The sequence below is a fragment of the Pantoea sp. MBD-2R genome (genome assembly GCF_039134845.1).
In the GTDB taxonomy this organism is placed as follows: domain Bacteria; phylum Pseudomonadota; class Gammaproteobacteria; order Enterobacterales; family Enterobacteriaceae; genus Erwinia.
In genome coordinates, this window is sequence record NZ_CP152417.1 from 1,902,099 (window position 1) to 1,915,070 (window position 12,972).

13 protein-coding genes, 1 pseudogene and 1 other annotated feature are annotated in these 12,972 nt (G+C 51.6%); of the genes and pseudogenes, 12 read left to right on the top strand and 2 right to left on the bottom strand.

Annotation, left to right across the window (positions count from 1 at the left end; genetic code table 11):
• Positions 1-43: 43 nt before the first annotated feature.
• The 12 genes and pseudogenes from rpmI to AAGQ96_RS08960 all read left to right on the top strand — a co-directional run bounded on the left by rpmI (position 44) and on the right by AAGQ96_RS08960 (position 10,256).
• A complete protein-coding gene (gene rpmI, locus AAGQ96_RS08905; RefSeq protein WP_004157374.1) occupies positions 44-241 on the top strand; it encodes a 50S ribosomal protein L35 in 198 nt (65 codons plus the stop codon).
• A 41-nt stretch (positions 242-282) separates the two neighbouring features.
• On the top strand, positions 283-639 hold the full coding sequence (rplT, locus tag AAGQ96_RS08910; RefSeq protein ID WP_147197262.1) for a 50S ribosomal protein L20: 357 nt from the start codon (positions 283-285) through the stop codon (positions 637-639).
• 118 nt (positions 640-757) lie between these two features.
• Positions 758-883, top strand: a sequence feature (Phe leader region).
• Positions 767-808: pseudogene (locus tag AAGQ96_RS08915) on the top strand (hypothetical protein). Its footprint overlaps the feature before it by 42 nt.
• Positions 884-960: 77 nt before the next feature.
• Positions 961-1,944 (top strand): phenylalanine--tRNA ligase subunit alpha, encoded by a 984-nt coding sequence (gene pheS, locus AAGQ96_RS08920; RefSeq protein WP_147197267.1) that lies wholly within the window; start codon positions 961-963, stop codon positions 1,942-1,944.
• 15 nt (positions 1,945-1,959) lie between these two features.
• Positions 1,960-4,347, top strand: a complete 2,388-nt coding sequence (gene pheT, locus AAGQ96_RS08925; protein ID WP_342755302.1) for a phenylalanine--tRNA ligase subunit beta — start codon at positions 1,960-1,962, stop codon at positions 4,345-4,347.
• A 4-nt stretch (positions 4,348-4,351) separates the two neighbouring features.
• Positions 4,352-4,651, top strand: a complete 300-nt coding sequence (gene ihfA, locus AAGQ96_RS08930; RefSeq protein ID WP_004157378.1) for an integration host factor subunit alpha — start codon at positions 4,352-4,354, stop codon at positions 4,649-4,651.
• 112 nt (positions 4,652-4,763) lie between these two features.
• A complete protein-coding gene (btuC, locus tag AAGQ96_RS08935; protein ID WP_342755303.1) occupies positions 4,764-5,747 on the top strand; it encodes a vitamin B12 ABC transporter permease BtuC in 984 nt (327 codons plus the stop codon).
• A gap of 43 nt (positions 5,748-5,790) precedes the next feature.
• Positions 5,791-6,336, top strand: a complete 546-nt coding sequence (locus tag AAGQ96_RS08940; protein WP_147197273.1) for a glutathione peroxidase — start codon at positions 5,791-5,793, stop codon at positions 6,334-6,336.
• Complete coding sequence (gene btuD / locus AAGQ96_RS08945) at positions 6,337-7,068, top strand: vitamin B12 ABC transporter ATP-binding protein BtuD (protein WP_342755304.1); 732 nt, start codon at positions 6,337-6,339, stop codon at positions 7,066-7,068.
• A 69-nt stretch (positions 7,069-7,137) separates the two neighbouring features.
• A complete protein-coding gene (locus tag AAGQ96_RS08950) occupies positions 7,138-7,596 on the top strand; it encodes an NlpC/P60 family protein (protein WP_147197277.1) in 459 nt (152 codons plus the stop codon).
• A 381-nt stretch (positions 7,597-7,977) separates the two neighbouring features.
• Positions 7,978-8,721 (top strand): EAL domain-containing protein, encoded by a 744-nt coding sequence (locus AAGQ96_RS08955; protein ID WP_147197279.1) that lies wholly within the window; start codon positions 7,978-7,980, stop codon positions 8,719-8,721.
• 101 nt (positions 8,722-8,822) lie between these two features.
• Entirely contained in the window at positions 8,823-10,256 is a 1,434-nt protein-coding gene (locus AAGQ96_RS08960) for a YdiU family protein (RefSeq protein WP_342755305.1), read from the top strand.
• Between the two features lie 243 nt (positions 10,257-10,499).
• Here AAGQ96_RS08960 and AAGQ96_RS08965 read toward each other — a convergent pair whose 3' ends face one another.
• Entirely contained in the window at positions 10,500-11,546 is a 1,047-nt protein-coding gene (locus tag AAGQ96_RS08965) for a 3-deoxy-7-phosphoheptulonate synthase (protein ID WP_147197283.1), read from the bottom strand.
• 155 nt (positions 11,547-11,701) lie between these two features.
• Positions 11,702-12,529, bottom strand: coding sequence for a pyruvate, water dikinase regulatory protein (locus AAGQ96_RS08970; RefSeq protein ID WP_147197285.1), 828 nt, complete (start codon positions 12,527-12,529; stop codon positions 11,702-11,704).
• Positions 12,530-12,972: the final 443 nt, after the last annotated feature.

Below are 12,972 nucleotides of genomic sequence, written 5' to 3' on the forward strand. Positions count from 1 at the left end.
CTGTCTGTTTTATTTTATTAACAATGCGAAGTGGATGTTTTAAATGCCAAAGATTAAAACTGTACGTGGCGCGGCTAAGCGCTTCAAGAAGACCGCCTCTGGTGGCTTCAAGCGTAAACACGCAAACCTGCGTCATATTCTGACTAAAAAATCTACTAAGCGTAAACGTCATCTGCGTCCGAAAGGCATGGTGTCTAAAGGCGATCTGGGTCTGGTTATTGCCTGCCTGCCGTACGCATAAGTAATTTTTTTTTAAATCAGAATATTAAACAGGAGAGCTAAATGGCTCGTGTAAAACGTGGTGTAGTTGCTCGCGCACGTCACAAAAAAATCTTAAAACAAGCTAAAGGCTACTACGGTGCACGTTCACGTGTATACCGCGTTGCTTTCCAGGCTGTTATCAAAGCTGGTCAGTATGCTTACCGTGACCGTCGTCAGCGTAAGCGTCAGTTCCGTCAGCTGTGGATCGCGCGTATCAACGCAGCGGCACGCACTAACGGTATTTCTTACAGCCGTTTCATCAATGGCCTGAAAAAGGCTTCGATCGAAATCGACCGTAAGATTCTGGCTGACATCGCCGTATTCGACAAAGTGACATTCTCTGCACTTGTTGAAAAAGCGAAATCAGCTCTGGCGTAAGTCAGGTGAAAGAGGGAGCTGGTCTCCCTCTTTTATTTTGTGTAACTTAAGCAATTTGTTGACATTTTTATCCATGCGTTTTTCAATAGGGCGCTGATACGGCGAATGACAACAAGGTAATACAAGCATGAACGCGAATTTTCGTTTCTTTTTTTACTTTAGCACCTGAACATCGGGGGCTTTTGCGCAAAGAAAAGAAACGAAAAATCGCGCTGAAAGCCTCCCTCGTGGAGGCTTTTTTATTTCCGGCGTAGCAAATCCAGGACAGAGTCGTCCCCATAAAAAACAGACCGGCCACGGCGGCTGGAAGAAGAGGAAAGCATGTCACATCTCGCAGAACTGGTGGCAAACGCGAAAGCGGCCATTACAGATGCACCCGATGTTGCCGCGTTAGATACGGTACGCGTTGAGTATTTAGGGAAAAAAGGTCATCTGACGCTGCAGATGACCACGCTGCGCGAGGTGCCAGCGGAGGAGCGTCCTGCTGCAGGCGCTATCATTAACGAAGCCAAGCAGCAGGTGCAGGAAGCGCTCAACGCACGTAAAAACGATCTGGAGTCTGCGGCGCTTAACGCTCGTCTGGCTGAAGAGACGATTGATGTCTCGCTGCCGGGACGTCGTATCGAGAATGGTGGCCTGCATCCGGTTACGCGTACGATCGATCGTATCGAAACTTTCTTTGGCGAGCTGGGCTTCGCGGTTGAAACCGGGCCTGAAATTGAAGACGACTATCACAACTTTGATGCGCTGAATATTCCGGGACACCATCCTGCTCGCGCCGATCACGATACCTTCTGGTTTGATGCGACCCGCCTGCTGCGTACCCAAACGTCTGGCGTGCAGATCCGCACGATGAAAAACCAGCAGCCGCCGATCCGTATTATCGCGCCGGGCCGCGTGTATCGTAACGATTACGATCAGACGCACACCCCAATGTTCCACCAGATGGAAGGGTTGATTGTTGATAAAAACATCAGCTTTACCAACCTGAAAGGAACCCTGCACGATTTCCTGAATAATTTCTTTGAAGAAGACTTACAGGTGCGTTTCCGTCCTTCCTATTTCCCCTTCACCGAACCTTCTGCGGAAGTGGACGTGATGGGCAAAAATGGCAAGTGGCTGGAAGTTCTGGGTTGCGGCATGGTGCATCCAAACGTTCTGCGTAACGTCGGTATCGATCCTGAAGTCTATTCCGGCTTTGCCTTTGGGATGGGAATGGAGCGTCTGACCATGCTGCGTTACGGCGTGACCGATCTGCGCGCCTTCTTCGAAAATGATTTACGTTTCCTCAAACAGTTTAAATAAGGGTGGGTTATTCCAATGAAATTCAGCGAACTCTGGTTACGTGAGTGGGTTAATCCGTCTGTTGACAGTGCAGCACTGAGTGAACAAATCACCATGGCCGGTCTGGAAGTGGACGGCGTGGATGCAGTAGCCGGTGCTTTTCACGGCGTAGTTGTGGGTGAAGTGGTGGAGTGCGGCCAGCATCCTAATGCAGACAAACTGCGCGTAACAAAAATCAACACAGGTGGCGATCGCCTGCTGGATATTGTTTGTGGCGCACCGAACTGCCGCCAGGGCTTAAAAGTGGCCGTCGCCACCGTCGGTGCCGTACTGCCGGGTGATTTCAAAATCAAAGCGGCTAAGCTGCGCGGTGAGCCTTCTGAAGGCATGCTGTGTTCCTTCTCCGAGCTGGGTATTTCTGACGATCACAACGGGATTATTGAACTGCCGCTGGATGCGCCTGTCGGCACGGATATTCGTGAATATCTGAAGCTCGACGACAGCACGATTGAAATCAGCGTGACGCCTAACCGGGCTGACTGTTTAGGCATTATCGGCGTTGCCCGCGACGTCGCCGTACTGAATAAAATGTCGCTGACCGAGCCACAAATTTCGCCGGTTGCCGCAACTATTCAGGATACTTTCCCAATCCGTGTCGATGCTGTCGATGCCTGCCCACGTTATCTGGGCCGCGTAATCAAAGGCGTTAACGTTAAGGCAGCAACACCGCTGTGGATGCGTGAGAAGCTGCGTCGTTGCGGTATCCGCTCTATCGATCCGATCGTTGATATCACCAACTTCGTGCTGCTTGAGCTGGGCCAGCCGATGCACGCTTTCGATCTGGATCGCATTGACGGCGGCATTATCGTGCGGATGGCAGAAGAGGGCGAAACCCTGACGCTGCTGGACGGCACGGAAGCCAAACTGAACGCCGATACGCTGGTTATCGCCGACCACCATAAAGCGCTGGCAATGGGCGGCATCTTTGGCGGCGAGCACTCTGGCGTCAATGAAGAAACCACCAACGTGCTGTTTGAGTGCGCCTTCTTCAGCCCGCTGTCGATCACCGGCCGTGCTCGCCGTCATGGCCTGCATACCGATGCCTCTCATCGTTACGAGCGTGGTGTCGATCCACAGCTGCAGCTGAAAGCGATGGAGCGTGCTACACGCCTGCTGCTGGATATCTGTGGTGGTGAAGCAGGTCCGGTCATCGATCAGACTAACCCGGCGTCATTGCCAGCACGCGCAACCATTACGCTGCGCCGTGAAAAATTGGATCGCCTGATCGGTCATGTTATTTCTGACAGCGAAGTGAGCGATATCCTGAATCGTTTAGGCTGTGAAGTCACGGAAGGGGAAGGCAGCTGGCAGGCAGTCGCGCCATCGTGGCGTTTCGATATGCAAATCGAAGAAGACCTGGTGGAAGAAGTTGCTCGTGTTTACGGCTACAACAATATTCCTGATGTGCCGGTTCAGGCTGGTCTGATTATGACCTCGCATCGTGAAGCCAATCTGTCGCTGAAGCGTGTGAAAGCGCTGCTGGTGGACAAAGGTTATCAGGAAGCGATCACCTACAGCTTTGTCGATCCTAAAGTTCAGGCGCTGCTGCATCCGGGCTTTGATCCTTTGGTACTGCCCAGCCCAATCTCGGTTGAAATGTCGGCGATGCGCCTCTCTTTATGGACAGGCCTGCTTTCTGCCGTGGTTTACAATCAAAATCGCCAGCAAAGTCGCGTGCGTCTTTTTGAAAGCGGATTGCGCTTTGTCCCTGATACACAGGCAAACCTCGGTATCCGACAGGATGTTATGCTGGCGGGTGTGATCAGCGGTACGCGATATGAAGAGCACTGGGATCTGGCGCGTGAGTCAGTTGACTTCTATGATTTAAAAGGTGATTTAGAGTCCGTGCTCGATTTAACGGGTAAACTGGCTGACATTCAGTTCCGTGCTGAGGCTAATCCAGCCCTGCATCCGGGACAGAGCGCCGCCATTTATTTACACGATGAGCGCATAGGTTATCTGGGTGTTGTGCATCCGGAACTTGAACGGAAACTGGATCTTAACGGCCGTACCGTGGTGTTCGAACTGGAGTGGGATAAGGTGTCAGACCGCGTCCTGCCTGATGCGAGCGAGATTTCACGTTTCCCGGCAAACCGTCGCGATATCGCCGTATTGGTGGCTGAAAACGTCCCTGCAGCAGATATCATCGCCGAGTGTAAGAAAGTTGGCGTAAATCAGGTAGTTGGCGTAAACTTGTTTGACGTGTACCGCGGTAAGGGTGTAAATGAAGGTTTTAAGAGCCTCGCTATCAGCCTGATTTTGCAAGATACCGGCCGGACACTCGAAGAAGAGGAGATCGCTGCAACCGTCGCCAAATGTGTTGCGGCGTTAAAAGAGCGATTCCAGGCAACCTTGAGGGATTGAACCTATGGCGCTTACAAAAGCTGAGATGTCTGAATATCTGTTTGAGAAGCTGGGGCTTAGCAAACGGGATGCCAAAGAGCTGGTAGAGCTGTTTTTTGAAGAAGTGCGTCGTGCTTTGGAGAACGGTGAACAGGTGAAACTGTCAGGATTTGGCAACTTCGACCTTCGCGACAAAAATCAACGTCCGGGACGTAATCCCAAGACCGGCGAAGATATTCCGATTACGGCGCGTCGCGTGGTGACTTTCCGGCCTGGGCAGAAGCTCAAAAGCCGGGTAGAAAACGCTACGCCGAAAGAAGACTGACGCATCTATAAAAGGCCGCTTTTGCGGCCTTTTTTATCGACGTCCCAAACCCACTTTCTTTTTCAGCGTTTCCCTCTAAAATCAACCTACTGATTTCATTAAGAACTCGCGAATGACTCTGCTTTCACAACAGATGAAACTGGCTCGTCGCCATCAGCGCCGGTGGCTGGCTGCTCTTGTGCTGTTCAGCGTGACGATGGCGATCCTCAGTCTTTGTACCGGCGACCGCTGGTTACCGCCGAACGTCTGGTTTAGTGATGAAGCTCGGCTGTTTGTCTGGCAGCTGCGTCTGCCGCGCACGCTGGCTGTTCTGTTAGTTGGCGCATCGCTGGCCGTCTGTGGCGTGGTGATGCAGGCACTGTTTGAAAACGCACTTGCGGAGCCAGGCCTGCTGGGCGTGGCGAATGGGGCCGGCGTAGGACTTGTATTGAGTATTTTTGCCGGTGTACAGATGCTGTGGCAGCTGAGTTTATTTGCAATAGCAGGCGCGCTGTTAGTCACCTTTATCCTGCTGCATTTTTCGCGCCGGCATCTTTCCAGCAGTCGGCTGTTGCTGGCTGGCGTGGCGCTTGGCATTATTTGTAGCGCCATCATGACCTGGATAGTCTATTTCAGTACCAATCTGGATCTGCGTCAGCTGATGTACTGGATGATGGGCGGCTTTAGCGGCACGGACTGGCGCTATAGCGGTTTACTGTTGGCGCTGTTGCCGGTATTGATCTGGCTCAGTACCCGCTGGCGGGTACTGAATCTGCTTGCGCTGGGCGAGGTTTCTGCGCGACAGCTGGGTTTGCCACTTCTACTGTGGCGAAACATACTGGTGCTTGCCACTGGCTGGCTGACAGGCGTAAGCGTGGCGCTGGCAGGCGCTATCGGCTTTATTGGTTTGGTTATCCCACATATTTTGCGCCTTAACGGCATTCACGATCACCGAATGCTGTTACCCGCCTGTGCGCTGGCAGGCGGCGGCGTATTGCTGGCTGCCGATATCCTGGCACGCATAGCGATTGTATCGGCAGAATTGCCCATTGGCGTGGTGACGGCGACGCTGGGCGCGCCGGTTTTTATCTGGTTACTGTTACGCAACCGGCCGTAGTTTCTGGCCGGTTTACTTCTCCCTTCTGATACAGGAACAATCCATGACTATTTTTGATACAGAACTGGTGACGCTGGATGGTGAACCGACCTCGCTGGCTAAATGGCAGGGCCAGGTGCTGCTGGTGGTCAACGTTGCGTCTAAATGCGGTTTGACCCCGCAATATGAGCAGCTGGAGAACATTCACAAAGCCTGGCACGATCGGGGTTTCTCGGTACTGGGTTTTCCGTGTAACGCCTTCCTTGGGCAGGAGCCGGGCAGCGCAGAAGAGATCAAAACCTTTTGTAGTAGCACCTACGGGGTGACTTTCCCGCTGTTTGAAAAAATCGAGGTTAATGGTCCACAGCGTCATCCACTCTATCGCCAGCTTGTTGCGGCAAAGCCGGAAGCCGTTTCGCCGGAAAGCAGCGGTTTTCTGGAAAAAATGGTCAGCAAAGGGCGCGGTCCAAAGGAGACGGGCGATATCCTGTGGAACTTTGAAAAATTCCTGATTGGACGTGACGGCACGGTAATTCAGCGTTTCTCACCTGACATGACGCCGGAAGACCCTATCGTGATGGAAAGCATCAAAGCGGCGCTGGCGAAATAAATGCTGCTGCATTGCGAAGGCGTTGCGGTAGCGCAACGCCTGAGTTCCTTTAGCGTGCAGGTCAGGAAAGGGCAGCTGATTCACCTGCTGGGACCGAACGGGGCCGGAAAGAGTTCATTGCTCGCCTGTCTTGCGGGTTTATTACCGGCGTCCGGCAAAATAGAATTTTTGGGGCAGCCGCTGAACCGCTGGTCAGGCTATGCGCTGGCCCGGCATCGCGCCTGGCTTACGCAACAGCAGATCCCTTCGGGGACTATGCCGGTTTGGCATTATCTTCAGATGCATCAGATCGGCGCTGATGACCGTACGTTAATGGCGCTGTGTGAAAGCTTCCAGCTGGATAATAAGCTGACGCGTTCTCTGGATAAGCTTTCGGGCGGGGAGTGGCAGCGGGTGCGTCTGGTGGCGGTCTTCTGTCAGATGGCTCAGCCGCAGGGGCAGTTACTGTTGCTGGATGAGCCGCTTACCGGCCTGGATCTTGCCCAACAGGCCGCTTTCGATCGTTATATTAATGCGCAGGTGAACGCCGGGTTGACGGTCATCATGAGCGGGCACGATCTTAATCACAGCCTGCATCATGCACAACGTGTCTGGCTATTAAAAAACGGCGCGCTGGTACAACAGGGCAGCGCCGGGGAGGTTCTGCAACCGGCAACCCTGTCAGCGGTTTATGAGGTTCCTTTTAAGCGCCTGTGCATTGAAGGACAACAAATCCTGACGACATTCCTTTGAAAGCATGACGTATATTGTCGGCAGGCCTTTTCGTCAGTAAAGTAGTCACAACTTATGAGGGATCCTGTTATGCGCTGCTGGTTTCTGTTTATTGCTTTCGTGCTCGCGGGTTGCAGCAGTCATGCGCCGCCGCCAAACGCGCGACTGTCTAACTCCATCACCGTTATCGCTCAACTGGACGATCAGCTTAGCCAGTGGCATGGCACGCCTTACCGCTATGGCGGTATGGGACATGGCGGGGTGGACTGCTCCGGTTTTGTCTATCTGACTTTCCGCGATCGTTTTGACTTACAATTACCGCGCACGACGTCTGCACAGACAGAAATTGGAACGCGAATTGCCAAAAAAGAGTTATTGCCCGGGGATTTAGTCTTTTTTAAAACGGGTGCGGGAGAAAATGGTCTGCATGTCGGCATTTACGATACCGACGATCGGTTTATTCATGCCTCGACCAGCCAGGGCGTTATCCGTTCTTCATTAAATAATGTCTACTGGAAAAAAGTTTTCTGGCAGGCAAGGCGGATTTAGTTATTGCTAATTAATAGCCTGCTAACCGTTTAAGAAAAAGCTTATTTATCCGGCATTTGATTTATGAAAATATTACCAGCGCTGCCTGATTTTTTAATCGGTAAAGAAACCTGTTGTGGTTAAAGTGACAGGGAAAATCGACTTATGTCAGATTTTTGTAAAGTGCCGTTAAAGCGAACAATGTTATGCTTCAAAAGTGCAAAAATATGATTTAATAGTTAAGCATCTTTCATGCAGGAAATGTGATAGCTTAGGGCTTTTAGCACAGGCCGATCCTTTATCCTGGCAATCCTGCCGCAGCTGAATTTAATAATGGTCCTGTCAGACCCTTGTTGCTGAGTCAGTCTGCGCAGTTTGCGACTTCATCATGGCTGAATAAAAATGAAAATCCATTTGGAAGCGGATTATAAAAGTTACACAGCATTCAACCCTGTCTACAGTTTTGATGGGCATCTTCTCTCTGTCGAACTGCTGACCCATTTCTCGCACAGCACGGCCAATGTGGCGATCCCGCAAGAGCTCCTGCTCCCGCAGTTGAGCTGCGAGCAACGGATGACCTTGCTGCAAAGCCAAATTAACAGTATTCAAAAACATCATGCCTTTTTTAGCGAACAGGGTGTGAAAGTGACGTTGAAAATAGACGAAATTTCCACAAAGGCCATTCTTGAAAGTGATTTTCTGAAATATAAACTGGACGGATTGTCTTGGCTTGAACTGGAAATAAACGAAAGCTTCCCGGATTTAAAACTGGGCAAGGATCACCCGGGGCTGATGGCGTTAAGCGAGCGCTTTGATTTAAGTCTGGCGAACTACGGTTCGGGCAAAGCGCCTTCCAAAGCCGTCTACGACGATCTCTTTTTCCGCATCAAACTGGATAAAGGCTTTATTCAGCATCATATTAACCGCCTGACTTTCAGACCACTAATTAGTACAGTGCTGGACCATATTAAGCCTCATTGTCAGCAGATTATCGTACAAGGTATTGATGATATTAGCGGACTGGAAAAAATCAGCGATTATGCTTTTGACGGTATTCAGAGTGCGCTGTTTTCCCCGGTAACGGAAGAAGCCCTTCCTTCGCTTATCCATCCTCCTAAAGTGCTTACTGGCGAACTGGTGCAATAACCCTGTAATAAGTCCGTGTTTACTACGTCGCTGACGGTTTACACTTAGACGATCAACTGACGTCAAATCCTGGCGACGTCCGGAAATCATAAGGGGACGTCATGCAATTCAATAATACCTGGCACAACGAGCTGGCCGGCTTTTACACCGCGCTGATGCCGACACCGCTTAAAAATCCACGATTACTTTATCACAGTCCTTCGCTGGCTCAGGAGCTGGGCATCGACGAGAGCCTGTTCAGCACCGCCGCGCCATGGAGTGGTGAATCTTTGTTGCCGGGCATGCAGCCTCTGGCACAGGTTTACAGTGGACATCAGTTTGGCGTATGGGCCGGTCAGCTTGGCGATGGACGAGGTCTGTTACTTGGCGAGCAGCAGCTTCCCGACGGGCGAAAAATGGACTGGCATCTGAAAGGTGCCGGACTGACGCCATACTCACGTATGGGAGATGGCCGCGCGGTTCTGCGCTCGTCACTGCGCGAATTTCTGGCCTCGGAAGCGATGCATCATCTTGGGGTGCCCACCTCCCGTGCACTCACCGTCGTAACCAGCGATGAGCCGGTATACAGGGAGACGACAGAGCGTGGCGCAATGTTGCTGCGCGTGGCTGAAAGCCATCTACGCTTTGGCCATTTTGAACATTTCTTCTATGGCGGCCAGCCCGAGAAAGTGCGCGAGCTGGCTGACTATGCGATTCGTCATCACTGGCCGCAATATCAGGATGAGCAGGATCGCTACCTGCTGTGGTTCAGCGATGTGGTCAAACGCACGGCCCGTCTGATTGCTTACTGGCAAAGTATCGGTTTTGCGCATGGCGTGATGAATACCGATAACATGTCGATTTTGGGCATTACGCTGGACTATGGCCCTTACGGTTTCCTTGATGATTACAAACCTGACTTTATCTGCAACCACTCCGATTATCAGGGGCGTTACAGCTTTGACAATCAGCCGGTAGTGGGATTATGGAATCTCAACCGGCTGGCTCACGCGCTTTCCAGTTTACTGGATGCAACCCAGCTGAAGCAGGCGCTATCTGGCTACGAGACTGAGCTGATGCGCTGTTGGGGAGAGAAAATGCGGGCGAAGCTGGGGCTGTTGACCCCCCATCGGGATGATAATGATATCCTGACGGGTTTACTGTCATTGATGACCAAAGAGGGTAGCGATTATACCCTGACGTTCCGCAAGCTGTGTGATACCGAGCAGCAGCAATCCCGCTCGCCGTTGCGCGATGAATTTATCGATCGTGAAGCCTTCGACAGCTGGTATAACGTTTATCGTCAGCGTTTACTTCAGGAAGCGCGACAGGATGAGCAGCGGCAGCAGGAAATGAAGCAGGTAAATCCGGCCATTATCCTGAGAAATTATCTCGCTCAGCAGGCGATTGAGCAGGCAGAGAAAGATGATATCAGCGTGCTGGCCCGGCTGCATCAGGCGTTGAGCCGTCCCTTTGATGACGCGCCGGAGTTTGCAGATTTAACACGTCGCCCACCGGACTGGGGCAAAACGCTTGAGGTAAGCTGTTCAAGCTAAAAATGGGTGGGGGGCTTTGACGGAAGAGCGGGTTGCAGCACAAATTCGCCGTGAATCCGCCCTCCAGGCTCGTGACGCGCGTCCCTGCGCGTCACGGTTCGCTTCTCCGGTCAGCTATTTCTGCCATAAGCCACGCTATTGCTGGTAGCCTCGCATGGGGATCCACGTAAGACTGAGTTAGCGAGGCGCAACCGCTTGTTGCCGCCAGCTTTCACCCGCTGCCGCGTTAACCTTACCTCGCCCTTAAAACCGTGTCTCAACAGCCTCAGCCAGCAACGCCAATACCTCTTCGCTGTCATCCCATCCCAGACAGGGATCGGTAATTGACTGGCCGTAAACCAGCGGCTTACCGCTCTCAACCTTTTGCGTGCCTTCCTGTAAGAAACTCTCAATCATTACGCCAGCGATCGCCTGCGTGCCTTCCCGGATCTGCTGAGCAACGGAAGCGGCAACGTCTTTCTGGCGGCGATGTTGTTTGAGACAGTTAGCATGGCTGAAATCGACCACCAGACGCTCCGGCAGCTTAAACTCACGCAGGCTGGCAGCGGCAGCGGCAATATCTTCCGCATGATAGTTCGGCTGTTTACCGCCGCGCATAATCACGTGTCCGGACGGGTTGCCGCTGGTCTGGTAAATGGTCATCTGACCATTTTTATCCGGCGATAAGAACATGTGGCTGGCTCGGGCCGCGCGTATGGCATCCACCGCAATCTGAATATTACCATCCGTACCGTTCTTAAAACCTACCGGGCAGGAGAGCGCCGAGGCCATTTCGCGATGGATCTGGCTTTCGGTCGTTCGTGCACCAATCGCACCCCAGCTAATCAAATCGGCAATAAATTGCCCCGTCACCATATCTAAAAATTCAGTCGCCGTCGGCATCCCGAGCGCATTGATATCCAGCAACAGCTTACGAGCGACGTCTAATCCGTGGTTAACACGAAAGCTGCCGTCGAGATCCGGATCGGAAATCAGTCCTTTCCAGCCGATTACCGTACGGGGCTTTTCGAAATAGGTACGCATAACGATTTCAAGGCGCGACTGATGCTGCTCTCGCAGTAGGTTAAGCCTGGATGCATAATCAACGGCGGCAGCAGGATCGTGCAGCGAGCAGGGACCGATCACCACCAGCAGGCGAGGATCGTCACCGGAAAGGATACGGGCAATACGCTTGCGGGAAGCGGTAACATTTGCCACAACAGCGGGCGTGATCGGATGCCGTTTCGCCAGTTCATCAGGCGTAACCAGGCTCTCGATGCGCGCGGTCCGCAGTTCATCTGTTTTGTTCATAGCGATCTCAAAAATTTTGTCTTCGCAGCGGCAGGAGTGCCGGGAAGTGATGGCGATCACAATAGCCTTGCCCCGAGGATGATTTCAACCCTAAACGCCCGTCGCACGAGCGTATCGGGAGAAATATCACTTTTTGACGCGATGGGTATTGCCGATCAATACATGCGGCGGTTAAGTCCCATAATATCGAGGATTTTTGTGGCGATTTCTTCAACGGAATAGTTGGTGCTGTTGAGGTAACGAATTTGATGGGTGCGGAAAAGGGCTTCGACTTCACCCACTTCAAGACGGCACTGGCGCATAGAAGCGTAGCGGGTATTTTCAGCGCGCTCCTGACGAATGGCGGCCAGACGTTCCGGGTCGATGGTCAAACCGAACAGTTTATGTTGAAAAGGTCTCAGGGCTGGGGGCAGTTTCAGGTTGTCCATATCGTCGGCGATAAACGGATAGTTAGCGGCCCGGATGCCAAATTGCATAGCGAGATAAAGGCTGGTTGGCGTTTTCCCGCAGCGTGACACACCCAGCAATATCACCTGGGCATCTTCCAGTCCACGCAGTGAAATGCCGTCATCATGCGCGAGCGTGTAATCGATGGCGGCAATGCGCGCGTCGTATTTGCCAAGATTATTTGCCGTCAGGCCATGCGTCCGGTTCGCTACCGGTGCCGGAGCAAGGCCTAATTCCTGTTGCAGCGGGGCAACCAGCGACTGCACAATATCCTGACAAAATCCGTCGCTTTGCAGGATAATCTCGCGAATTTCAGGCGTGACGATTGAGATAAAAACCAGCGGACGCACGCCGCTTTTCACATACAGCGCATTGATTTGTGCCTTAACTGCCTGTGCCCGCTGCACATTTTCCACAAAGGGCAGCGTGACGCTGTTGATGCCAACAGGAAACTGTGACAACACTGCATGACCCAGTACCTCGGCGGTGATTGCCGTCCCGTCAGAAATATAAAACACGCTTCTTTCAGTTTCCATTTTCTCATCCTGTAGCGAATTTAACGCAGACTAAAATAATTTACTGCTGTAAAGCAAATCCTGACGGCGACTACACTATAAGATTGATACCTTAAAACAGAATAAAGTAAATCTGTTATTTCCCTTGCGTGCCTCAGAACGGAATAAACATCGAATAATGAAATAACGTTTTCTTTTACTATTCATAAAAACAGGTGTTATCAAGAAAATCATTCTTAATTTTCATCATTATCGAATGAGGGATAAATTCGGCACAGAGACAAGCGTGTCATTTTTTAACTTCATGATAATTAAGTTTTTTATATTTAATTTCATCTCGGGCGTACAGAGTTTATTGTGCGGAATTTTCTTAAAAGCCATTTTTTAACCCGCTTGAACGATTCAACAGTTTCTTTCTGTATTAAGAATGTGCCAGGCTCAAAAACGTATAACTCTGTCCTCAA

Coding starts and splice junctions, on each gene's coding strand:
- btuD (WP_342755304.1), top strand. CDS start 6,337: ATGCTGCTGCATTGCGAAGGCGTTGCGGTAGCGCAACGCCTGAGTTCC.
- AAGQ96_RS08965 (WP_147197283.1), bottom strand. CDS start 11,546: ATGAACAAAACAGATGAACTGCGGACCGCGCGCATCGAGAGCCTGGTT.
- AAGQ96_RS08950 (WP_147197277.1), top strand. CDS start 7,138: ATGCGCTGCTGGTTTCTGTTTATTGCTTTCGTGCTCGCGGGTTGCAGC.
- AAGQ96_RS08940 (WP_147197273.1), top strand. CDS start 5,791: ATGACTATTTTTGATACAGAACTGGTGACGCTGGATGGTGAACCGACC.
- pheS (WP_147197267.1), top strand. CDS start 961: ATGTCACATCTCGCAGAACTGGTGGCAAACGCGAAAGCGGCCATTACA.
- AAGQ96_RS08970 (WP_147197285.1), bottom strand. CDS start 12,529: ATGGAAACTGAAAGAAGCGTGTTTTATATTTCTGACGGGACGGCAATC.
- rplT (WP_147197262.1), top strand. CDS start 283: ATGGCTCGTGTAAAACGTGGTGTAGTTGCTCGCGCACGTCACAAAAAA.
- AAGQ96_RS08955 (WP_147197279.1), top strand. CDS start 7,978: ATGAAAATCCATTTGGAAGCGGATTATAAAAGTTACACAGCATTCAAC.
- btuC (WP_342755303.1), top strand. CDS start 4,764: ATGACTCTGCTTTCACAACAGATGAAACTGGCTCGTCGCCATCAGCGC.
- AAGQ96_RS08960 (WP_342755305.1), top strand. CDS start 8,823: ATGCAATTCAATAATACCTGGCACAACGAGCTGGCCGGCTTTTACACC.
- ihfA (WP_004157378.1), top strand. CDS start 4,352: ATGGCGCTTACAAAAGCTGAGATGTCTGAATATCTGTTTGAGAAGCTG.
- rpmI (WP_004157374.1), top strand. CDS start 44: ATGCCAAAGATTAAAACTGTACGTGGCGCGGCTAAGCGCTTCAAGAAG.
- pheT (WP_342755302.1), top strand. CDS start 1,960: ATGAAATTCAGCGAACTCTGGTTACGTGAGTGGGTTAATCCGTCTGTT.